This window comes from Kitasatospora sp. NPDC094015 (assembly GCF_040304075.1).
In the GTDB taxonomy this organism is placed as follows: Bacteria; Actinomycetota; Actinomycetes; order Streptomycetales; family Streptomycetaceae; genus Kitasatospora.
Genome location: NZ_JBEOUL010000004.1, coordinates 276,816 through 298,013, shown reverse-complemented (window position 1 = coordinate 298,013; position 21,198 = coordinate 276,816). Strand labels below are relative to the sequence as shown.

18 protein-coding genes are annotated in these 21,198 nt (G+C 72.9%); 2 read left to right on the top strand and 16 right to left on the bottom strand.

All coding sequences use genetic code 11. The annotated features are described in order from the left end of the window. Positions 1 to 88: 88 nt before the first annotated feature. From ABT014_RS07555 to ABT014_RS07505, 11 genes are all read right to left on the bottom strand, one after another. Positions 89 to 1,474, bottom strand: coding sequence for an aldehyde dehydrogenase family protein (locus ABT014_RS07555; protein WP_350637710.1), 1,386 nt, complete (start codon positions 1,472 to 1,474; stop codon positions 89 to 91). Then, positions 1,475 to 2,575 carry a phenylacetate--CoA ligase family protein gene (locus ABT014_RS07550; protein ID WP_350637709.1) on the bottom strand — a complete coding sequence of 367 codons (1,101 nt, stop codon included), beginning with the start codon at positions 2,573 to 2,575 and terminating at the stop codon, positions 1,475 to 1,477. Between the two features lie 77 nt (positions 2,576 to 2,652). Continuing rightward, positions 2,653 to 3,048 carry a YybH family protein gene (locus ABT014_RS07545; protein WP_350637708.1) on the bottom strand — a complete coding sequence of 132 codons (396 nt, stop codon included), beginning with the start codon at positions 3,046 to 3,048 and terminating at the stop codon, positions 2,653 to 2,655. Positions 3,049 to 3,054: 6 nt separating this feature from the next. Next, positions 3,055 to 3,858, bottom strand: coding sequence for an arylamine N-acetyltransferase family protein (locus tag ABT014_RS07540; RefSeq protein WP_350637707.1), 804 nt, complete (start codon positions 3,856 to 3,858; stop codon positions 3,055 to 3,057). Positions 3,859 to 3,945: 87 nt separating this feature from the next. Next, complete coding sequence (locus ABT014_RS07535; protein WP_350637803.1) at positions 3,946 to 4,959, bottom strand: 3-oxoacyl-ACP synthase III family protein; 1,014 nt, start codon at positions 4,957 to 4,959, stop codon at positions 3,946 to 3,948. 172 nt (positions 4,960 to 5,131) lie between these two features. Beyond that, the gene (locus ABT014_RS07530; RefSeq protein WP_350637706.1) at positions 5,132 to 5,461 is read right to left on the bottom strand and encodes a hypothetical protein; all 330 of its coding nucleotides are present in this window, start codon (positions 5,459 to 5,461) and stop codon (positions 5,132 to 5,134) included. After that, on the bottom strand, positions 5,458 to 7,338 hold the full coding sequence (locus ABT014_RS07525) for an anthranilate synthase family protein (protein ID WP_350637705.1): 1,881 nt from the start codon (positions 7,336 to 7,338) through the stop codon (positions 5,458 to 5,460). Before ABT014_RS07525 ends, ABT014_RS07530 begins: the two co-directional genes overlap by 4 nt. Beyond that, complete coding sequence (locus ABT014_RS07520) at positions 7,335 to 7,928, bottom strand: isochorismatase family protein (RefSeq protein ID WP_350637802.1); 594 nt, start codon at positions 7,926 to 7,928, stop codon at positions 7,335 to 7,337. Before ABT014_RS07520 ends, ABT014_RS07525 begins: the two co-directional genes overlap by 4 nt. A 76-nt stretch (positions 7,929 to 8,004) precedes the next feature. After that, on the bottom strand, positions 8,005 to 8,775 hold the full coding sequence (locus ABT014_RS07515) for a 2,3-dihydro-2,3-dihydroxybenzoate dehydrogenase (RefSeq protein ID WP_350637704.1): 771 nt from the start codon (positions 8,773 to 8,775) through the stop codon (positions 8,005 to 8,007). Positions 8,776 to 8,846: 71 nt separating this feature from the next. Then, the gene (locus tag ABT014_RS07510) at positions 8,847 to 10,070 is read right to left on the bottom strand and encodes a 3-deoxy-7-phosphoheptulonate synthase (protein WP_502894886.1); all 1,224 of its coding nucleotides are present in this window, start codon (positions 10,068 to 10,070) and stop codon (positions 8,847 to 8,849) included. Between the two features lie 85 nt (positions 10,071 to 10,155). Continuing rightward, positions 10,156 to 10,773, bottom strand: coding sequence for an NAD(P)H-dependent oxidoreductase (locus ABT014_RS07505; protein WP_350637703.1), 618 nt, complete (start codon positions 10,771 to 10,773; stop codon positions 10,156 to 10,158). A gap of 256 nt (positions 10,774 to 11,029) precedes the next feature. Here ABT014_RS07505 and ABT014_RS07500 point away from each other — a divergent pair, with 256 nt between their 5' ends. Beyond that, positions 11,030 to 12,235, top strand: a complete 1,206-nt coding sequence (locus ABT014_RS07500) for a transaldolase family protein (RefSeq protein WP_350637702.1) — start codon at positions 11,030 to 11,032, stop codon at positions 12,233 to 12,235. Here ABT014_RS07500 and pabB read toward each other — a convergent pair. Together pabB and ABT014_RS07490 are read right to left on the bottom strand one after the other, a co-directional pair. Further along, positions 12,162 to 14,309 carry an aminodeoxychorismate synthase component I gene (gene pabB / locus ABT014_RS07495; RefSeq protein WP_350637701.1) on the bottom strand — a complete coding sequence of 716 codons (2,148 nt, stop codon included), beginning with the start codon at positions 14,307 to 14,309 and terminating at the stop codon, positions 12,162 to 12,164. The genes ABT014_RS07500 and pabB overlap by 74 nt on opposite strands. Positions 14,310 to 14,323: 14 nt before the next feature. After that, complete coding sequence (locus tag ABT014_RS07490) at positions 14,324 to 15,163, bottom strand: methyltransferase (RefSeq protein ID WP_350637700.1); 840 nt, start codon at positions 15,161 to 15,163, stop codon at positions 14,324 to 14,326. A gap of 265 nt (positions 15,164 to 15,428) precedes the next feature. Between ABT014_RS07490 and ABT014_RS07485 the strand changes: the two genes are divergently transcribed. Next, positions 15,429 to 17,381, top strand: coding sequence for a helix-turn-helix domain-containing protein (locus ABT014_RS07485; protein ID WP_502894885.1), 1,953 nt, complete (start codon positions 15,429 to 15,431; stop codon positions 17,379 to 17,381). A 7-nt stretch (positions 17,382 to 17,388) separates the two neighbouring features. On the opposite strand, the gene ABT014_RS07480 is transcribed toward ABT014_RS07485, so the two are convergent. The 3 genes from ABT014_RS07480 to ABT014_RS07470 all read right to left on the bottom strand — a co-directional run bounded on the left by ABT014_RS07480 (position 17,389) and on the right by ABT014_RS07470 (position 21,017). Beyond that, positions 17,389 to 18,633 (bottom strand): IS701 family transposase, encoded by a 1,245-nt coding sequence (locus tag ABT014_RS07480; protein WP_350637698.1) that lies wholly within the window; start codon positions 18,631 to 18,633, stop codon positions 17,389 to 17,391. Positions 18,634 to 18,912: 279 nt separating this feature from the next. Next, positions 18,913 to 19,767: an NAD(P)H-binding protein gene (locus ABT014_RS07475; RefSeq protein WP_350637697.1), complete on the bottom strand. Its 855-nt coding sequence runs from the start codon at positions 19,765 to 19,767 to the stop codon at positions 18,913 to 18,915. Positions 19,768 to 19,826: 59 nt separating this feature from the next. Beyond that, positions 19,827 to 21,017 (bottom strand): acyltransferase family protein, encoded by a 1,191-nt coding sequence (locus ABT014_RS07470; RefSeq protein ID WP_350637696.1) that lies wholly within the window; start codon positions 21,015 to 21,017, stop codon positions 19,827 to 19,829. Positions 21,018 to 21,198: the final 181 nt, after the last annotated feature.

The following is a 21,198-nucleotide window of genomic DNA, read 5'->3' as shown; positions in this document are numbered from 1 at the left end:
GGCGTGGACAGCGCCAGGCCCCCGGCGCGGGGGCGTCGCCGGGGGCCTGACGGGCTGGGGGGAACCAGGGTGGTCCACCGGGGAGGGGTCAGTCGCGGATCACCGTCTTGGTCCGCATCAGGAACTCGCCGAGGTAGCTGTCGTGCGGCACCCCCGGGCGGATCCAGTAGGTCGGGTGGTCGCCCCGGTAGACGTTGCTGATGCTCGGCTCGTCCAGCAGCCGGTCGACCAGCGCGTCGTCCCCGCTGAGCACGGTGACCACCAGGCTGTCGCGCAGCGGGGCCGTACCGGCCTCGGCCGTCCAGGGCCCCACCCACACGCAGGGGAAGGGGAGTTCGATGCCGGCCTGGTCGGCGTCCGGCCGGTCCAGCTGGTGCACGGCGGGCCGCAGCACGGCGCTGCCGTCGCCCAGCTCGCCCACCACTCCGTCGCCGCCGAGCCAGGCCTTGGTGCCCTTGGCGCGGGCGAGCAGGAAGGACTCGATGCCCTGGGCGGCGGCCAGCGGCTGCACCGCGAGCACCGCCTTCTCGTCCTCCGGCGGCAGGCTGGGGATGGTCTCCAGCCGCTCCGCGATCGCCTCGGCGAGCGGGCCCGGGTCGCCCTCCACCAGCACGGTGGTGGCGTTGATGCAGGCCACCCCGCCCTGGTGGCTGATCGAGTCGACGATGGTGTCGAGGTGCTCGCGCCAGTCGGTGTCGGCGGTGACCAGGATCTTCGACCGGCCCGGGCCCTGCGGCAGGATGTTGCTGCCCGCGTACTTGCGGACCACCTCGTCGCCGCCGTAGACCAGCCCGAGGTCGGCCCCGCGCAGCACCTCGTCGGCGCCGGCGTGGTCGGTCGGCAGCAGCATCACCTGGTCGTCCCCGAAGCCGGCCAGCCGCAGCGCGGTGACCAGGCGGTGCGGGGTGAACGGCTCGCGCCGCGAGGGCCGCACGGCGACCCGGTAGCCGAGCGCCAGCGCCTCCAGCCAGAGCGAGTGCGGGCCGGGGTGGTTGCCGGCGGCGTGCACCGCGAACACCTGGCCGCGGCGGGTCCAGACCGCGCTGCCGCGCAGGGTGGCGTCCGAGCGCCAGTCGCTGACCGCCCCGGCCGGCTGGGCCTGGTACGCGGCGAAGCCGGCCTGCTCGGCCGCGTCCTCGATGGCCGCGGTGGCCTCCCGGACGACCGAGATCGGCACCCCGGAGACCCGGGCGACGGTGAGGCGGTACTCCTCGTAGCCGAGCCCGTCGATGGTCTCCTCGGCGAAGATCCGCCCGGCCCGGGACAGCGCCGCGATCCGCTCCTCGGCGGGCAGGCTCTGCGCCCGGCGCAGCGCGGCCATCGCCCGGGTGACGAACAGCGTCGGCACCAGGCCGAGTTCGGCCACCGGGCGACCGGTGACATCGGGCACCACGGTCCGGTTGCGGGACCGGTAGGACCCGTTCGGGCCGAGCGCGTCCAGCGCGATCAGTGCTTCGCTCTCCTGCCGGGACATCTAGTACACCCCCTCGATCACGGTCTCGTTGTCGAACTCCTGGACCGGGGCGATGTCGGCGACCGAGTCGCCGATCTGCCCGGCGAGCGGCTCGATCCGCAGGCCGGTGTCGCGCTCCAGGTTGTTGGGCATCAGCAGGCTCTTGCTGACGTGGTGCATGACCACCTGGCCGCGCTCGCCGTAGCCGACGCTCTCCCCGGTGGCCGGGTCGATCACGCCGAAGCTCATGTACGGCGAGTACGGGTCGTAGATGCACGGGTCGTCGTCGGTCAGGCCGTGCCGCTCGCTGGCGTTGCCGAGGATCATGGTGGAGCCGTAGCCGCTGTAGAGCACGGCGTTCGGGAAGACCTCGGTGCGGTAGAGGTGGCGGGTGTCCGGGTCCATCTGGGTGCCGACCCAGTTGATCGCCTTGACCTTCTGGTCGACCAGCTTGGCCAGGTCGTCGCGCCGGGCGATCCGCTCCAGCACCGGCGGGGTGCACATCAGCACGCCGATGTCCTGGGTCTGCAGCAGGTAGCCGACCTGGTCGACGATGTGCTCGGCGTAGGCGCCGGCCTCGGCGACCTTGCCCTCGGAGATGAGCTTCTTGACCCAGCGCGGGTCCAGGTCGACCGTGAAGGACAGGCCGCCGCGGACGGCGGTCTGCTGCTTGATCACGTCGCCGACCATGTGCGGGCCGTTCGGCGCCACGGTCAGCCAGTTGACGCCCTGCGGCACGCCGTGGCCGTCCAGCTGGCCGCTGCTCCAGGCGAGCAGCTTGTCCAGCCAGTCGCGCAGCAGCACGATCCGCTTGGGGGCGCCGGTGGTGCCGCCGCTCTCGTAGACGCCGACCACGTCGGGGCGGTCGCCGTAGCCGCGCGGGATCAGGTCCTCGGCGCGGACGTGGCGCAGCTCGTTGGCCAGGTTCGGGAAGCGGGTCAGGTCCTGGTAGGTGCGGATGTCGGTGAGCGGGTCGAAGTCGAGGCCGGCCGCCCGCTCCAGCCAGAACGGCGAGCCGGTCTCGGGGGAGAAGTGCCAGCGCATGGCGGCGCGGAGGAACTCCTCCGGGTCGGGCTGGGCGTCGAAGGGCAGGTCCAGCACCGGGTCAGCAGCGGGCGACACAACGGTTCCTTCCAACGGTTCGGGAGAGCGGGGCGGGGCGGTTCGGGCGCGCGGGTCCCGGGCCTGTCCGGCAGGCCTCAGGGGCGGTCGGTGCCCGAGGGGTTGTCGATGGCGTAGCGCCAGCGGCCGTCCGGGCCGCGGCGGGCCACGTCGGTGGCGGTGCCCCGGTCGCACACCGGGGTGCCGTCGGGGGCGGTGCCCTCGATCAGGTAGTCGCCGATCAGCAGGGCGAGGTCGCCCTGCACGTAGGCGTGCCGCAGGGTGAGCCGGATCGGGATGCCGAGGGCGAGGAACTCCGCGTTGGCGGCCCGCCGTTCGTCGCCGGTGACGCTGTGGCCGGGGCGGGTGACGAACACTGCCTCGGGCTCGAACAGCTGGTCCACGGCGGCCAGGTCACCGGCGTTGAAGGCCTCCGCGAAGGCGTACGGCAGGTCGGCGGCCTCGGTCGGCAGGGCGCGGGCGGCGGTGGTCATCGCGGTTCAGCCGGTCTGCACGCCGGCGGTCGCCCCGGCGATCTGCGGCGGGCTCGGCAGCCGGTCGAGGCTGAAGCCGAAGTGGGTCTTGTACGCGGCCAGCACGGCGGCGTCGTCGGCGAGTTCCTCGTTGGAGCGCTCGCGGCCGGCGGCGACCGAGAGCTGGTTGCCCTTGAGGGTGATCCGGCCGTCCTCGGTCCGCAGCGAGCAGAACACGTCCTGCAGGAACGGGGACTCGGGCGAGGTGCGCCACCACCACAGGGTGGGCGCGAAGTCGTCCAGCCGGGTCGGGCGGTCGTCGAGCCGGTACAGCGGCTTGCCGTTCAGGTGGATGTCGACGCCGCCGCCGGGCGCGTCGAACAGCTGGTAGGTGCCGTCCGGGTCCTGCTGCGGCTCGCGGGAGTCCAGCAGCAGCGGGTGGCGGCTGTTGCGGCCGAAGCCGACGTCCACCAGCCAGACCACGCCGTCGAGTTCGACCTTCAGCGCGAGGTGGCACAGGGCCGGGCCGTAGACGCCGCCCGGGCGGAAGACCCGGCCGGGCAGGATCTCCACCTGGTAGCCGAGCGCCTCCAGCAGGAACGAGAAGGCCGGGTTGACCTCGTAGCAGCCGCCGCCGCGGTGCTGGCGGACTATCTTGTCCAGCACCCGCTCGTCCATGTGGATCTGCTCGTCGAGGTGGTAGCCGAGGTTCTCGAACGGCACCGACAGGACGTGCCGCTCCTGGAGGTGGCGCAGTCCGTCGAGGTCGGGCCGCTCGGGCCGCTGGGCGCCGATCCGGCGCAGGTAGTCGTCCACCAGGGTGTCGTCCATCACCGTCTCCTTCTCAGTGGGGTGTTCGGGGGGTGTGCGGGGGGCGCGACCTCGGCGGGGCCGCCGGTGAGCCGCCGGGTGGGGCCGCTACCAGCGCAGCAGCGCCAGGCCCATCGCCATGCCGCCGCCGAATCCGGCCAGCAGCACCAGGTCACCGGGGTTCAGCTCGCCGGCCCGGGCGGCCTGGTCCAGGGTGATCGGGACGGAGGCGGAGCCGGTGTTGCCGAATTCCTCGAATGTGGTGCAGGTCCGGCCGGGTTCGAGGCCCAGTTCGGCCGAGAGGCTTTCCAGCATGCGGCCATTTGCCTGATGCGGTACGAATCGGGCGAGTTCGGTCGGGGATGTGCCGGCCTCGGCGAGGAATTCCCGGACGGCGCCCGGGACGTTCTCGGCGACGAAGTCGCGCACGCCGCGGCCGTTCATCGTGAAGTAGTGCAGGCCCTCGGCCACCGTCCGGTGCGAGGCCGGCAGCCGGCTGCCGCCGGCGGGCACCTCGATCAGGTCGCGGTCGGCACCGAAGCTGGCCAGCCGGGTGGCCGCCACCTCGCCGCCGCGGGACGGGCCGAGCACCACGGCGCCCGCGCCGTCGCCGAACAGGATCGTGGTCCGCCGATCGGCCGGGTCCAGGATCCGCGAGTACACGTCGGCGCCGATCACCAGCGCGTGGCCGCCGGTGCCGTGCAGGATCCGCTCGGCGCAGGTCAGCGCGAAGACGAAGCCGCTGCACACCGCGTTGACGTCGAAGGCGGCGGTGCCCGGCGCCACGCCGAGCTCGTCGGCGACCACGCAGGCGGTGGGCGGCTGCGGGGAGTCGGGGGTGGAGGTGGCCACCACGATCAGCGAGATGTCCGCGGCCCGCAGGCCGGCGCTCTCCAGCGCGGCCCGGGCGGCGATCACCGCGAGGTCGGAGGTGGCCTCGTCCGGCTTGGCCCGGCGCCGGTTGAGAATTCCGGTCTTGGCATGGATCCATTCACCGGTGACGCCGGCGGGCTCTCCCACCTCGTCGTTGGTGATGACGTGCGCCGGAAGGTACGAGCCGGTACCGAGAACGGCGATCGCGGCCGAAGGCCGGATTTCCCGGTCGATCCCCGTCGTGATCATTTTTGAATTCCCCTCGTTTTCCGCGGGCTCATCCGTCATCGATCGTCCCGTGCCGGGAACTTCCGGAGCAAAGCCCTCGATCCGACCTTGTCAGGTAAATCAGAAAGGGTGGTGCCGGCCGCCGCCGAGGCGGCCGGCACCCTCACCGGGCCAGGGCCCGGGCCCTGGCCCGTCAGGACAGCGCCGCGCCGAGGCCGGCCAGGGCGGCCGGTCCCCCCGGCCCCACGGCGGTGGCCTCCAGGTCGAACACCAGCCGCTCGGTGGGCGGGTAGCCGATCAGCTCGGCCGCCCGGGTGGACACCGGCCGCCGCAGGGCCTCCTCGGACTCCCACAGCTGCACCGCGCCCCACCGCCCGCGCTCGCGGTCGGCGATCCAGGTCTTCAGCACCAGCCCGTCGGCCGCGGCCCAGCGCTCGACCGCCTCGTCCCGCAGGAACTCCCGCAGCGAGTCGACGGTCTGCGCCGATCCGGCCAGGTCCCACCAGGCCACGACGACCCTCATCGGGCCACCACGGCGCCGGCCCCGAGCACCTCGGCGATCATCGTGCCGACGATCCGCACGCCGTCCTGGGTCAGCACCGACTCGGCGTGGAACTGCATGCCGGCGAAGTGCGGCCCGCGCAGCGCGTGCACCTCCCCGCTCACGGCGTCCCGGCTGACCTCCACGGTGCCGACCCCGGGTGCCTCGAAGCGGTCGGCCCCGGAGACGGCCGAGAAGGTGTTGTAGTAGCCGACCAGTTCGGGGGTGCCGAACAGGTCGATCTCCCGCTGCACGCCCTGGTTGGGCACCTCCCGGCGGCGCAGGTCCAGCCCCAGGTTGAGGCTGAGCACCTGGTGGCTCAGGCAGACCGCGAGGAACGGCCGGCGCTCGGCCAGCAGCCGGCCGACGGCGGCGTGCAGGTGGGCCACCTTGGGGTGGTCCAGCTCGCTCGGGTCGCCCGGCCCCGGGCCCATCAGCACCAGGTCGTAGCCGTCGAAGTCGTACGGCTCGTCGAACCGGCGGACCGTCACCTCCAGCCCGAGCGAGCGCAGCTGGTGGTCGCTCATCGAGGTGAAGGTGTCCTCGGCGTCGACCACCAGCACCCGGCGGCCGGCCAGCTCCGGGTGCGGGCGCTCGCGCTCCGCGTCCGCGGCCAGCCAGAACCCGGCGATGGTGCCGTTGCGCTGCTCCAGCGCGGCGCGCACGCTGGGGTGCGAGCCGAACCGGACCGGACCGTCCGCCTCCAGGGCGCCGAGCAGCCCGGCCGCCTTGGCGCGGGTCTCGGCGACCTCGGAGAGCGGGTCGGAGTGGCGCACCAGGGTCGCCCCGACGCCGATCCGCACCCGCCCGCCGGCGTCGATGTCGGCGGTCCTGATCAGGATCGCCGAGTCCAGGGTGCGGCCGCCCCGCTCGTCGCGGCCGATCAGCGCGGCGATGCCGCTGTAGTAGCCGCGGCCCTCCGGCTCGTACTTGTTGATCACCCGGGCGGCGCTCTCCAGCGGGCTGCCGGTGACGGTGGGGGCGAACAGCGTCTCGCGCAGGATCTCGCGCGGGTCGCGGTCGGTGCGGCCCTCGATGAAGTACTCGGTGTGCGCGAGCCGGGCCATCTCCTTGAGGTACGGGCCGAGCACCCGGCCGCCGGTGTCGCAGATCCGGGCCATCATCTTGAGCTCTTCGTCGACCACCATGTAGAGCTCGTCGGCCTCCTTGCGGTCGGCCAGGAAGTCCATCACCTCCGGCAGGCTGGGGCCGGCCGGCGGGTACCGGTAGGTGCCGCTGATCGGGTTCATCACGGCCGTCCCGCCGTGCACGCTGATGTGCCGCTCGGGGCTGGCCCCGACCAGGGTCCGGTCACCGGTGTGCACCAGGAAGGTCCAGTACGCACCGGTCTCCCGCTGCATCAGCCGGCGGAAGAACGCGAGCGCGGCGGCCGGCCCGTAGTCGGTGATGTCGGCGACGAAGGAGCGCTTGAGCACGAAGTTGGCGCCCGCGCCGCGGCCGATCTCCTCCGCGATGACCCGGCGCACGGTGTCCGCGTAGGTCTCGTCGGCGATGTCGAAGTGCCCGCCGGTGAGCTGGATCCGCACGTCCGGGATCCGGGCCAGCACCTCCTCGACGGGCAGCGCGGCCTGCTCGGCGACGGTCATCGCGATCAGCGGCGCGCCGTCGTCGGCGGCCTCGAAGCGCCGCTCGGCCAGCTGCCGGTACGGCACCAGCACCAGCACCTCGTGCTGCCCGGCCGGGCCGGTGTCGGCGAGCGGGATGTCGGCCAGGGTCGGCGGCAGCGAGACCTCGCCGGCCAGCACGTCGACGGTGCCGGGTCCGGCGGTCTCCGGCCGGTGCAGCAGCGCGAAGGCGGGCGCCCGCCCGGCCAGCACTCTGCTCAACAGGTCGGTCACGGCAGGAGCTCCTTAGCGGTGCGGACCACGGCGCAGCGCTGCGCCGCGTACTCCAGCGCCATCCGGTGGTGGTCCTGGGAGAAGTCGGCGACGGCGTCGGCGACCAGGAAGGGCTGGATGTCGTTGGTGAAGGCCTCCACCGCCGTCATCAGCACGCCGACGTGCGCGTAGACGCCGCAGATCACCAGCTGGTCGCGGCCGGCCGCGCGCATCCGCTCCAGCAGGTCGGAGCGGAAGAACGCGCTGTAGCGCCACTTGGTGAGCACCCAGTCGTCGGGGCGCGGGGCGAGCGGGTCGACGATCAGCCGGTCGGCCGGGTCGACCCGCATGCCCGGGCCCCAGAAGTCGGCGAGCAGGCCGCGCTCCTCGGGGGACATGCCGCCGGGTTGGGCGGTGTAGGCGACGGGCACGCCGAGCGCCGCGAGGCGGTCGCGCACCAGGGCCGCGTTGCGGACCAGCTCGTCGCCCGGCCCATCGGCCGGCAGCGGGGCCAGGAAGTAGCGCTGCATGTCGTGGACGAGCAGGACCGCGCGGTCCGGGTCCAGCGTCCAGTCGGCGATGTTGGCGGGGAGTTCCCCGGCGGTCGGCATCGGGTACGGCGTGATGGCGGGGATGCCCGCCCGGGGCCGCTGTGCGGGGGACTGCGTTGCATGGGTGAGAGTGCTGTCAGGCACCGAGACTCGCGCCTCCGTCCACGGTCAGATCGTGCAGGGTGATGTGGCCGGCCTCGTCCGAGAGCAGGAAGACGACGGCGTTGGCGACGTCGGTCGGGTCGGCGAGCTTGCGCAGCGGGATGCCCACCCGGTAGGCGTCGGGCCGGCCCTCGATGGTGCCCGCGCGGCCGCTGTCGTCCTGCCACATCGAGCTGAGCATCGGGGTGTCGGTCGAGCCGGGGGCGACCAGGTTGCAGCGGATGCCGTGCTTGGCGACCTCCAGGCCGAGGCTCTTGGTGAAGAGCGTGGCGGCCGCCTTCGAGGCGGCGTAGGCGGCCATCTCGCTGCGCGGGGTGACGGCGGCGTTCGAGGCGACCGTGACGATCGCCCCCCGGCCGCGCGGCACCATCCGGTTGACCACCGCGCGCGAGACGTGGAAGACCCCGTTCGCGTTGACGTCGAACGTGGTCCGCCAGTCCTCGTCGGTGAAGGTGCGCACCTCGCCCAGGCGCAGCACGCCGGCCGCGTTGACCAGGTACTCGATCGGACCGAGCTGCTGCTCGACCCGCTCGACCGCGGCCTCGACCGAGGCCGAGTCGGTGACGTCGGCGGGGCAGGCGACGGCACGGATGCCGTCGGCGGCCAGCTTCTCGACCAGTTCGTCGAGGCGCTCGGCGTCCCGGTCCACGGCGGCCACCAGGACGCCGCGCAGGCCCAGGGCCCGGGCGACGGCGGCGCCTATGCCGCCGGCCGCGCCGGTCACCAGGGCTGTCTTGTTCTCCATGGGTCGGACCTCCCTACGTGCCGGTCCCGGTTGGCGGGCCGGCTGGTGTGGTTGGGGATGTCCGCGATCCGTCAGCCGAGCCAGGCCAGGGCCACGGACATGGCCTGGACCGGGTTGAGCCGCGGGTCGCAGAAACTCGTGTACCTGTCCCCGACCCCGTCGACCGCCGAGGCGTCGGCGACGCACTCGGTGACGTCGTCCGGGGTGGTCTCCAGGTGCAGGCCGCCGGCGGTGCCGCCGGCGGCGAGCACGGACTGCTGGAAGCCCTCGACCTCGCGGACCACGGTCTGCAGGAAGCGGGTCTTCAGACCGTCGGGCGCGGTGACGGTGTTGCCGTGCATCGGGTCGGTGAGCCAGATGACCGGGTGGCCGGCGGCGCGGACGGCCGCGACCAGGGCGGGCAGCTTGTCGGTGACGGCGTCGGCGCCCATCCGGGCGATCAGGGTGAGCCGGCCCGGCTCGCGCTCCGGGTCGAGGATCTGACACAGCGTCAGCAGCTCGTCCGGGCTCATGCCGGGGCCGACCTTGCAGGCGACCGGGTTGACCACCCGGGCGAGCAGCGCGACGTGGGCGCCGTCCACCTGCCGGGTGCGCTCGCCGATCCACGGGAAGTGGGTGGAGGCGAGCAGCAGCTGCCCGTTCTCGTCGCGGCGCACCATCGGGAGCTCGTAGTCCAGCAGCAGCGCCTCGTGGCTGGTCCACACCGGCGGGCAGATGGTGGAGCGCTGGGCGGGGTCGAGCCAGCCGAGGTGGCCCATGGCGCGGGCGGCCGCCCGGTAGCCGGCCAGCAGCCGCTTGGGGTCGGGCCGGCGGGCGCCCGGTACGGGCTCCGGGCCGTTGACCATGTGGCCTCGGTAGACCGGGAGTTCGACGCCGTCGATCAGCTCGGTGTGGGCCGAGCGGGGCTTGCCGAACTGGCCGGCCATCCGGCCGACCCGGACCACCGGCTTGTAGGTGGCCATCTTCAGCACGCCGGCCAGCGCGTCCAGCAGTCCGGCCTTGCGGGCGACGTAGTCCTCGCCGCACTCGGCCGGGTCCTCGGCGCAGTCGCCGGCCTGGACCAGGTACGCCTCGCCGTCGGCCACCTGGGCCAGCAGCGAGCGCAGCCGGCGGACGTCGTCGGCCTTGACCAGGGCGGGTTCGGCGGCCAGGACCTGCTTGACCCGCTCCAGTTCCTCACGGTCCTCCCAGAGCGGCTGCTGCAGGGCGGTCCGCGAGGCGGTGAGTTCGTGCAGGTCGTCGTCCGGCTCCCGCAGCGCGGGATGGGTTCTGATGTCGAGCAGAGCGTTGTCCACTGGTATCTCCATGGTGAGGTCGCGGGTGCCGGCGAACCGGTCCGCCGGCCCGCGTGGTACCGGAACAGAACGGAGTGCAGGGTGTTCAGAGGGGCTTGAGGCCGCGGACGAGTCCGGCGACGTCGGTGACCCGGCGGGCCTGGTAGGCGACGGCCGCGAGGTTGTCCTCGTGCACCTGGCCGGGCTTGTTGCGGGAGACGGCGCTGCTGCCGTACGGATTGCCGTTGTCGGGCCGGAACAGCACCGGGTCGGTGGACCCGTTGGCGATGATCAGCGAGCCCCAGTGGCAGAAGGCGTTGTGCAGCGCGAGGATGGTGGTCTCGTGGCCGCCGTGCGGCGCCGAGCCCGAAGTGAAGGCGGAGACCGCCTTGTTGGCGAGGCCGCCGGGGATGGACAGCGGCGCGGTGGTGTCGATGAAGCGGATCACGGCGGGGGCCGGCAGGCCGAACCTGACCGGCGAGCCGATCAGGATGCCGTCGGCCCACGCCAGGTCGTCCAGGGTGGCCTCCGGGATGCCGTCCGAGGTGGCGCGCAGCTGGGCCGCGGCCTCCTCGGTGCCGGGGACGAAGGTCTCCTCGGCCGGGTCCGGGATCCGCCGCAGGCGGACCTCGGCGCCGGCCTGTTCGGCCGCCTCGGCGGCGGCCCTGGCCAGCCGGTGGACATTTCCGGTGGACGAGTAATAGATGACAGCGACGTTTGGCATGACCGGTGTACTCCCCGACGCGGATGGCTGCTCGTTTTGCCGATCCTGTTCCGGGCGGGGCGAGGCGGCCAATGCGGTACGGGGCACTCCGTCAGGTGACCGATACTCCATCAGGTCGATCCGGAACTATCCGCACCGGTTGGACCTGACAGGGAATTCCGAAGCGCCCCAAGGAAGGGCAAATGGCCGCCTATCCTCATGCCGTGAGTGCCGCATTACGGGACTACGGCACCGGACTGGGAGCAGTGATCCAGCCTTGAAAGAATCGCCGCTGGCACCAGCGAATCACCGTCATCTGAGGCAGCTGGTCGCCGAGGGCGTCTCGCCGTGGCTGGACGGCGTCCACCGCGGCCTGCTGGTCTCCGGCGCGCTGCGCAGGCTGGTGGAGGAGACCGGGGTCCGGGGTGCCACCTCGGACCCGCTCGCGCTGGCCGACGCGCTGGCCCACGGCACCGCGTACCGCGAACAGTTGCTGAGCCTGGCCCACCACCAGGTGTCGGTGGACGGCGCGCTGTGGGCCGCCTCGGTCCGCGACCTGCGGCTCGCCTGCGAGGAGCTGGGCGCGGTCTTCGAGTCCACGCACGGCTACGACGGCCTGGTCTCGATGGACCTCGATCCGCGGCTGGCCCACGACGCGGCCGCGACGGTGGCGGAGGCCACCGAGCTGTCCCGGGCGGTCGGCCGCCGCAACGCGCTGGTGAAGATCCCGGCCACCGCCGCCGGGCTGGCCGCGATCCGGGACTGCGTGGGCCGGGGCATCGGCGTGCACGCGACCGAGATCTACTCGGTGTCCCGCTACACCCAGGTGGTGGCGGCCTACTTCGACGGCCTGGAGATCGCGCTGGCCGCCGACCACCGGCTGGCCGCGATCGCCTCGGTCGCCTCGCTGCCGGTCGGCCGGGTCGACGCCGAGGTGGACGGCCTGCTCGGCGAGCTCGGCAGCGAGGACGCCCGCGCACTGCTGGGCCAGGCCTCGCTGGCCGCCGCCCGGCTGCTCTACCGCGTCTACGAGGAGCACCTCGGCGGCGAGCGCTGGCGCACCCTGCGGGCCGCCGGCGCACGGCCGCAGCGCCTGATGTGGACCGACACCACGCGGGCGGGCCGGGCCCGGCCCGGCACCGGCTACGTGGAGTCGCTGGTCTCCTGGGGCACCGTGAACGCGATGACGCCGCCCACCCTGGAGGACGCCGCCCGGCACAGCACGCTGCGCGGCGACACCCTGATGGGACAGCACGAGGCGGCCCGGTCGGTGCTGGACCGCCTCGGCCGGCTCGGCATCTCGTACGAGGCGGTGGTGCGGCGGCTGGAGGCCGAGAGCGTGCCCCGGCTGACCGATTCCTGGCTGCTGCTGCGGCGTTCGGTGGCCGAGCAGCTGCGGATGGTCTCGGTCAGCGTGCCGGCGCCGCAGCTCTGTCCCGGCTCGGCGGCGCCACCGGGTCCGGCCGCGCTTCCCGATCGCTGACCCGCCGTCCGACCGGGAACTCGGCCCCGACCAGCGCCACCATCGGGGCCGCCTTCACCGCGGTCTCCAGGAACTCGCCCTCCGGGTCGGACAGCGCGATCACCGCGCCGCCGACGCCGTAGCGCACCCGGCCCGGGGTGGCCACCACGGTGCGGATCACCACGCTCAGGTCGGCCGCACCGGTCAGCGAGAAGTAGCCGATCGCCCCGGAGTAGACCCCGCGCGGACCCTGTTCCAGCCGGTCGATGATCTGCATGGTCCGCACCTTGGGCGCGCCCGTCATCGAGCCGGGCGGGAAGGCCGCGCGGGCGCAGCTCACCGCGCTCTCCTGCGGCCGCAGCCGGGCCTGCACCACGCTGACCAGCTGGTGCGCCTTGGCGTAGGACTCCACCGCGAACAGCTCGGTGGCCCGGACGGAGCCGATCTCCGCGCAGCGGCCGAGGTCGTTGCGGACCAGGTCGACGATCATCAGGTTCTCGGCCCGGTCCTTCTCGCTGGTCCGCAACTCCTCGACCAGCTCCCGGTCCTCGCGGTGCGAGGCGCCGCGCGGCCGGGTGCCCTTGATCGGGCGGGACTCGGCGAGACCGGTACGGTCCACTTTCAGGAACCGCTCGGGCGAGGTGGAGAGCACCGCCAGGTCACCGAAGGTGAGCAGCGCGGCGTACGGCGCGGGGCTGATCCGGCGCAGGTAGCGGTAGCCCTCCCAGGGGTCGAACGGTCCGGGCGCCTCCAGCATGTTGGTGAGGCAGACCTCGTAGCTCTCGCCGGCCTCGATCTCCTGCAGGCAGGCGTCCACCAGGCCGAGGTAGCCGGGCCGGTCGTGCCGGGCGGTGAGCGGGCCGAACGGCAGCGGCGGGCCGGCCAGGTGCAGCCGGCGGCCCTCGGTCAGCGCGAGGCGTTCGGCGGTCAGGTCGAGCCAGGCCTGCGCGTGCTCCTCCTCGCCCTCCTCGGCGAGCGCCAGCAGGTGGCTGGTGCCGGTGGCGTGGTCGAGCACCAGGGCGCGGCCGGAGAACACCAGCACGGCGTCCGGGGTGTCGGCCCGGTGGGCGGCCTCGCCGCCGCACTCGGCCTTCAGCTCGTAGCCGAGGTAGCCGACCCAGCCGAGGGCGAAGTCGAAGGGCAGCTCGGGGACTTCGGTGTGCAGCTCGCGCAGGTCGCGGTCGACCCAGTCCAGGAACGGGCCCGGCACCACCTCGGCGCCGGCCGCGGTGTGGACGGTGACGGTGCCGCGGGCCACGTCGGCGACGGCCACCCGGCCGAGCGGGCCGCCGGCGTCGCCCATCACCGAGAACCGTCCGGCGCCCTCGTCCGGCCGGCTGCTGTCCAGCCAGTAGGCGTACGGGCCGCCGCGGAACAGCCGGTCGTAGGCGACCTCGTCGTCCCAGCGGGTGGGCATCGACCGGGTCAGCACCCGCAGCCGGCGGCGCGGCAGGTAGCGCTGCTCCGGTGCGGCCGGCTCGGCGTACGCGGGCCGGGTGACCCGGCCGTGGCGGCGGTTGTGGTCGGCGGCCAGCCGCAGGAAGTTGGCGAGCAGCCGGCGGCCGTCGTGGCCGCCGATCGACTCGGGGTGGAACTGCACGCCCCACAGCGGCAGATCGCGGTGGCGCAGGCCCATCAGCAGGCCGTCGGCGGTCCACGCGGTGGGCTCCAGCAGCGGCGAGAGCTGCTGCACGGTCAAGGAGTGGTAGCGGACGGCGTCCAGCGGCGAGGGCAGTCCCTCGAACAGGCCGGTGCCGTCGTGGTGCACCGCGGAGTTGCGGCCGTGCACGGGCTCGGGCGCGCGGTCGACCCGGCCGCCGTGCAGGGCGGCGATGCCCTGGTGGCCCAGGCAGACGCCCAGCACGGGCAGCTCCCCCTTGGCCAGGATCTCCGCGCAGATGCCGAAGTCGGCCGGCCGGTCCGGGCTGCCGGGTCCGGGCGAGATGACCACCGCGTCGAAGCCGGCCAGCTGTTCGTAGCGCCAGGAGGGGTCGTCGTTGGCGACCACCACGGGCTCCCGGCCGCCGACCTCGGCCAGGTAGTGGAAGAGATTGAATGTGAAGGAATCGTAATTGTCTACCAGCAGAATGCGCACGCCATCCTCAGACTTCACAGTCGCTCCCGCTCCCGCTCGGCCGCCCGCGGACGCGGCACCGAGACCTCGCAGCGCGCGCCCGCAGCACCCTCCCGCTGCTGGGGCACGCTGTCCTCGCGCTGCTGCGGCACGCCGTCCTCGCGCGGGGCGAAGGCGGTGACCTCCAGCAGCATGTGCTCGACGTCGTGGTCCCCCTCCCGGACCACCACGCCGTGCAGCATCCGCAGGCCCCGGCCGGCCTGCCCGGCCAGCCGCAGCAGGCTGACCAGGTCCCCCCGGGTGCTGAAGTGCAGCAGCACCCGGCCGCCCGGGCGCAGCCGTTCCGGCGCCTCGGCCAGGAACCGCCGGTGCGCCCGGTAACCCGCGTCCACGTAGGCCCGCTCGTGCACGTGCTCGTAGTGGTAACCCTCCGGAGCCATCACGTAGTTGGAGCTCCAGAAGATGGTGTCGAAGCGCTCCTCGGGATCGAGCGCGGCGAACAGGTCGCTCTGCACCGACCGGACCCGGTCCCCCACCCCGTGCCGGGCCGCGTTCAGGTCGGTGTTGCGCACCGCGGCCGGGTTGATGTCCGAGGCGACCACCCGCTCGCAGCCGGCCAGCGCCGCGGCCACCGCGATGACGCCGGCGCCGCAGCCGATCTCCAGCAGCGAGCCGGTCCGGGTGCCGGGCAGCCCGCAGGACAGGCCCAGGAGATCGAGGGCGATCCCGGTGGACGGCGAGTCCGTCGGCGCGAACACCCCTTCCAACAGGTCCCACTCGCGCTGCTGGAGCCGGAACGTCGAGCGACCGTCCCGCCGCGACCGGGACATCCGGCTGCGCTCCAACGAGCGTCTGTAGTCCGTGACCTCCAGCATCAGCTTCCCCTCCTACGCACACCGACTGATTCCCGGCCCACTGGCGCTCGGGCAACTCAAGCCTCACTCAAGGGGTGCTGTAGCGAAAGGTGATCCGGCAACACACTCGGTGACGGATCGCGGTGGCCGGGACACCAGTGGGCGCGCCACATACCCCCCTCCACGCTTGACCCGCGGTTGACGAAGAGCTCGGCCTGCACTTACCTTCCGGTATGCGGGCCGTCACACTGAATGACCGCAATTGGGGGAGAGGCGGGGGAGATCGGTGTTGCAGGGGCGTACCGAGGCGGCCGCATTCAGCGTCCTCGAGTACCTGGCCGGCGAGGCGCCGGCGCAGCAGTTCGAGGAGCTGGTGGAGGAGGCCCGGCTACGGGGCAGCACCGGCGAGGAGCTCGAACGGCTGGAACGGCTGAAACAGCTGGCGTTGAGCATCCGCTCGCAGTCCAAGCGCCGCCAGCAGCGCGAGGCCGGACTGTCGGCCCTGGTCGACACCGCGCGTGACCTGGCGATGCCCTACGACCTGGACACCCTGCTCAAGGTGATCACGCGTCGGGCCCGGCTGCTGATCGGCGTCGACATGTCGTACATCAGCTTCCCCGACAGCCAGCAGGGCTACATCTACGTCCGCACCTCCGACGGCCACACCTCGACCCTCAGCGTCGGTCTGCGACTGCCGGACGGCTCCGGCCTCGGCAGCAGCGTGCTGGCCAACCCGGCACCGTTCTGGACGCCCGACTACCTCTCGGACGAGCGCATCGCCCACAACCCGGCGATCGACGACACCGTCCGCGCCGAGGGCCTGCACGCCATCATGGGCGTGCCGCTCAGCCACCGCAACCACCCCTTCGGCGTCCTCTACGTGGCGGACCGCAACATCCGGCACTTCACCACCGACGAGATAGCCCTGATGAGCTCGCTCGGCGACCTGGCCGGGGTGGCGATCGAGAAGGCCCAGCTGCTCGACCAGACCAGCGCCACCGTCACCAACCTCGAACAGCACACCTCCGAGGCCGAGGACGGCCTCCAGGTGGCCACCGAGCTCAACGAGCTGCACACCCGGCTGATCGACCTGGCGCTCAGCGGCGGCGACCCGCACTCGCTGGCCCGCGAGGTCTGCAAGCGGCTCGGCGGCGCGATCCGGATCTACGCGGCCGACGGCACCGTGCTCACCTCCGCCTCCGACATGCCCGAGCGCGACGAGAACGCGGTCGTCCTCGCCTCGATGGACGCGCACGCCTCGCGCGGCCCGGTCCGGCTCGCCGACGGCACCTGGGTGGCCCCGGTCAGCGCCGGCACCATCGGTCTCGGCACCCTCTTCCTGCGCACCGACTCCCCGCTGGCCGACCGCGGCGAGCAGCTCACCCGGCTGATGGCCCAGGCGGTCGCGATCCCGCTGCTGCTGGAGAGCAGCCGGACGGCCATCGCCGTCGGCCACGTCCGCGACGAGCTGCTGGACGAACTGCTGGCCAACCCGCAGCGCCCGCCACAGCAACTGATGCTGCGCGCCCGGCGCCTGGGCATCGACCTGGGCAAGCCGCACGTCGTGGTGGTGGCCCGGCCGGAGGGCGAGGCGCAGGGCAAGGTGGCCACCTGGGCCTCGCTGTACGCGCACCGGATGAGCGGACTCAAGCGGGTGCAGAACGGCCTGGCGGTGCTGCTGCTGCCCGGCACCGACCCGAGCGCCGCGGCCCGCGCGGTGACCGAGGAGCTGACCCCGCTGCTCGGCCACCCGGTGACGGTCAGCGGAGCCGGCCCCGCGCTCGACCCGACCTCGGTCTTCCACGGCCACCAGGAGGCGCTGCGCTGCCTGGACGCGATGACCGCGCTGGGCGCCACCGGCCGCTCCGCCTCCGCCCGCGACCTGGGCTTCTTCGGCGTGCTGCTGGCCGACAACCACGACGTGGACGGCTTCGTCGACACCACGATCGGCCCGGTGCTGGACTACGACCAGCAGCGCTTCACCGAGCTCGCCCGCACCCTCAACGCGTACTTCGAGACCGGCAACAGCCCGACCTACGCCGCCCAGAAGCTGCACGTGCACACCAACACGGTGGCCCGCCGGCTGGAGCGGATCAGCGAGCTGCTCGGCCCGGACTGGCAGAAGCCGGAGCGCGCCTTCGAGATCCAGCTGGCGCTGCGGCTGTCCCGGATCCGGCAGGTGCTGCTGGACCGCCGCGAGGCACCGGACGACGGCGGGCCGGCCGAGCGCCACCTCTGACCGGCGGTCAGGAGGCATACCGCAGGCCGCTCTCCCCCGCGCCGCGGCCCAGCATGGCCACCGCGTGCGCGGTGGAGGCGAGCGTGACGTGCCGGTGCCAGCCGCTGAACGAGCGGCCGGCGAAGTCCCGCACGCCCACCTGGTCGGCAATCTCGGTGAAGTCCCGGTCCACCCGGTCGAGCAGCCGCCCCAGCCGCAGCAGTGCGGCCGGCTGGACCTCCACCAGGTCGGTCAGCCACAGCTCGGTCGGCCAGCGCCGCCCCGGCGCGCTCACCCCGAGCAGCAGCAGCTCGTCGCCGCGGATGCCGCGGACCGGGATCGCCGGGCGCACCGGCGGTCCGGGGAGCCGTACCTTGACCCCCGCCACCAGGCTTGTCCTGGGCGTTCCCGCCGAGGTGTGGTCCGACCACACCACCGGACGGCGCAGATCGCGGGCCGCGCCCATCAACTGCTGCGCGGGGCGCAGTTCGGCCGGCCGGCCGGGCCCGCCGGCGCCGGCCGGGGCCAGCGGCAGGTTGCCGTTGATCCGCACCAGCAGCGGGGTGGGCAGCGCCCGCAGCCGCCGGACGATCCGGCCGGCGTCGGCGTCGCCGGCGTCCGCGACCACCGGGCGCATCGGCAGGCCCCAGCGCGAGGTCATGCCGCGGAAGGCCTCCACCGCGCAGTCGCCGAGGCTCTCGGCGTCCACGCCGTCCGGGATCGAGGCCTGGCTGCGCCGCGGGCGGTCGTCCAGCCAGGCCTGCGACAGGTGCAGCCGCCAGTTGACCGGGTAGCTGGACTCCGCGGAGGCGGCCCACACCCCGATCGCCTGCTGGGCGTTGAGCACCTGGCCGAGGGAGGGGATGAATCTGCGGTCCACGCCGACCGAGTGCTCGCCGGCCTTGGGGATCACGGTCGGCCGCAGCACCCAGGCCTGCGGCGGGGCGATCCGGGCCAGGTGCTGGGCCAGCGCCTGGCGGACCGGGCCCCAGTCCCAGGTGGAGCTGGCGACGAAGTGGTGCAGGCTCTGCTCGGCGGCGGCCCCGCCGACCACCGTGGCGATGTTGCGGATCGACTTGCGTCCCTGCGCGCCCAGCAGGCCGCGCACGTACTGCACACCCTTGCGCCGCTGGTCGGCCCGGGGCAGGGAGGCGAGCACCACGGAGCACAGCTCCTGGAGCATCACATCGTGGTTGGGGTCGAAGGCCGGGGTGGGGACCGGCTTCGGACCTGAGGACTGCGTCGTACTGGGATACAGGGCAAGACCGCTCATCGGATCCCCCTCAGCTGGAAGTTGGCTGTACCGCGCCGCTCTTCCAAGCTAGGTCGGCGGGCCGCCGCGGCTAAGGTGCGCTCGTCACCCGGTTCCACCCGCGAACGGTGGTCCCGCCACCACCCCCGCCACCACCGTGCCCGCAACCTCGACGGATCGGCCGACGGCGGTGTGGTGGGCCCACCACCACGACGAGGCCCCCGAGGGGGTGGGCGGCTCGTCGCCGCACCCCTCGGGGGCCTCGTCGTCCCTTCCCCGACCCGTCCGGGCCGGCCGGCCTCAGCCGGTGAAGTCCGCCGCGTGGTCCGCCGCCCACTCGGCGAAGGTCCGCGCCGGGCGGCCGGTGATCCGCTCGACGGTGTCGCTCAGGTGGCTCGGCACGCCGTCCGAGTGCTCCCAGTAGCCCACCACCGCGTCCATCACCCAGATCGGCACGATCGGCTCCAGCGACTTGCGGGCCTCGGCGTCGGTGAGCTCCTCGAAGACCAGCTCCCGGCCGATCACCTCGCCGATGATCTCCAGCTGGCGGCGCTGGGTGACCGACTCGGGGCCGCTGATGAAGTACGCCTGGCCCTCGTGGCCCGGCTCGGTGAGTGCCTTGACGGCGACCGCGGCGATGTCCTTCTCGTGGATCACGTCGCTGTGCGACCCGGGGTAGGGGAAGCGCACCCGGCCCTCGGTGCGGATCGCCTCCGGCCAGCCCCACATCAGGATGTTGGTGGCGAAGTTGTGCGGCCGCAGGAAGGTGTAGGCGATCCCGGAGCCGGCGATCGCCTCCTCCACCGCCTTGTGCATCTCGGTGATCGGCTTCTGCTCCGGGAAGGCGTCCACCACGGTCTGCGAGGAGAGCAGGACGATCTGCTCGACGCCGGCGGCCCGGGCCGCGTCCAGGAAGTCGGCGATGCCCTGGGGGAGGGCGTAGAGGAAGACCTTGCGCACCCCGGCCAGTGCGGCCGGGAGGGTCTCGGGGCTGAGCACGTCCGCCCGGACCTTCTCCACCCCGGCGGGCACCGTCAGCTTCTCGGGGTTGCGGGCACTGGCCCGGACCGTGGCGCCCGCTTCGACCAGCTGCTCCACCACGGAAGCACCCACCTGGCCGCCGGCTCCGATGACGAGGATCGGCTCGGTGTTCATAACAGTCTCTCCTGGTTTCAGATCTGAAAGTCGGTCGGATGCACTGCGGATGAGGATCGTCAGCCGATCTGCGCCGTGCTGCGCTTGCGGGGCTTGGAGAACCGCTTGGTGATGGGGCGCTCCACCAGGACGTACAGGGCCCAGGCGAGCAGGATGGAGACGCCGACCTCGGCGAGCAGGATCAGGGCGACGGCGGAACCGGAGAACATCCGGTCGCCGAGCAGGGTCCGGCCGTAGGTCAGGACCACGAAGTGCAGCAGGTAGAAGGCGAACGAGATCTCGCCGAGCCACAGCATCGTCCGGTTGCGGAAGATGGTGAAGCGGTTCTCGGCGTCTGCGACGGCGGCGGCAGCGATCAGCAGGACGATCGGGATGATACAGGCCGCGCGCTGGCCGTACAGGTACGGCACGTAGTACGTCAGGACGTAGCCGGCGACCAGGAGCGCACCCGACCAGACCATCCCGATGTTGCGCCAGCGGCCGTTCAGCACCGCGTGGGCGACCAGCATGCCGAGCGCGAAGTCCAGCAGGCGCACGGGCGGCAGGACGTAGCTGAACCAGTACTGCGAGACCGAGCTGAGCTCACCGCCGGGGATGCCGGGGCCGTCCGGGAGCAGGGCGTAGGCGATGGCGGGGGTGGCGATGATGCCGGCGATCGCGCCGGTGACCCAGTACTTCAGGTGCTGCGGGCGGATCCGCAGGAACAGCCGGTGCAGCAGCGGGAACGCGGCGTAGAAGACCGCCTCGGCGCCCAGCGACCAGCTCGGCGGGTCGACGCTGAAGTTCAGATTGAAGTCGGGTGCCCACACCTGGAGCATGAACAGGTTGGCGATCGCGGTCCTGGCCGGGGTGTACGCGCTGGCGAACAGCCCGAGGGCGAGTGCCCAGGAGATCAGGTAGTTCGGATAGATCTTCACGAACCTGCGCCGCCAGAACGCCTTCGCGGTGTCCTGCTCTCTCGCCGACCAGGTCAGCACGAAGCCGCTGAGCACGAAGAAGAACGAGACCCCCAGGCCACCCATCTGACCGACCACCTTGTACAGGTCGAAGGCCTGGGCGTCGTCGGCGAGCACCCGCATGGACGGGATCGGCAGCCCGGCGTGGTACGCGAACACCAGCAGCGCGGCGGGGAAGCGCAGGCCGGTGAGCGAGGGCAGCCGGGTGGTGAACGAGCGCCGGGCGCCGTCGGGTCCGGTGGTGCCGGCCGGCGTCGGGGCGCCGGGACTCTTGACGAGCTGGTCGATGGCCATGGGTATCCGTCCTTGGGTTCGGCCGCGGGGCCTGGAGGGCAGCGGGCTGAGGGCGCGAGAAGGGAGTTCGCGGACTTCCTCGGGTTCTTCCGGACCGCCGGGGCGGCCCTGCCCCTCAATTGCACTACACGGTGTAGGTGAAGCACTGCCCTGCACCGTGTAGTGTGTCAGGTGCTCCGGG

What these genes read in the sequence shown, in the direction of transcription:
- ABT014_RS07520 (WP_350637802.1), bottom strand. Translation starts at nt 7,928, where the DNA reads ATGCCGACCGCCGGGGAACTCCCCGCCAACATCGCCGACTGGACGCTG.
- ABT014_RS07545 (WP_350637708.1), bottom strand. Translation starts at nt 3,048, where the DNA reads ATGACCACCGCCGCCCGCGCCCTGCCGACCGAGGCCGCCGACCTGCCG.
- ABT014_RS07535 (WP_350637803.1), bottom strand. Translation starts at nt 4,959, where the DNA reads ATGATCACGACGGGGATCGACCGGGAAATCCGGCCTTCGGCCGCGATC.
- ABT014_RS07515 (WP_350637704.1), bottom strand. Translation starts at nt 8,775, where the DNA reads ATGGAGAACAAGACAGCCCTGGTGACCGGCGCGGCCGGCGGCATAGGC.
- ABT014_RS07540 (WP_350637707.1), bottom strand. Translation starts at nt 3,858, where the DNA reads ATGGACGACACCCTGGTGGACGACTACCTGCGCCGGATCGGCGCCCAG.
- ABT014_RS07470 (WP_350637696.1), bottom strand. Translation starts at nt 21,017, where the DNA reads ATGGCCATCGACCAGCTCGTCAAGAGTCCCGGCGCCCCGACGCCGGCC.
- ABT014_RS07530 (WP_350637706.1), bottom strand. Translation starts at nt 5,461, where the DNA reads ATGAGGGTCGTCGTGGCCTGGTGGGACCTGGCCGGATCGGCGCAGACC.
- ABT014_RS07480 (WP_350637698.1), bottom strand. Translation starts at nt 18,633, where the DNA reads ATGAGCGGTCTTGCCCTGTATCCCAGTACGACGCAGTCCTCAGGTCCG.
- ABT014_RS07475 (WP_350637697.1), bottom strand. Translation starts at nt 19,767, where the DNA reads ATGAACACCGAGCCGATCCTCGTCATCGGAGCCGGCGGCCAGGTGGGT.
- ABT014_RS07505 (WP_350637703.1), bottom strand. Translation starts at nt 10,773, where the DNA reads ATGCCAAACGTCGCTGTCATCTATTACTCGTCCACCGGAAATGTCCAC.
- ABT014_RS07555 (WP_350637710.1), bottom strand. Translation starts at nt 1,474, where the DNA reads ATGTCCCGGCAGGAGAGCGAAGCACTGATCGCGCTGGACGCGCTCGGC.
- ABT014_RS07490 (WP_350637700.1), bottom strand. Translation starts at nt 15,163, where the DNA reads ATGCTGGAGGTCACGGACTACAGACGCTCGTTGGAGCGCAGCCGGATG.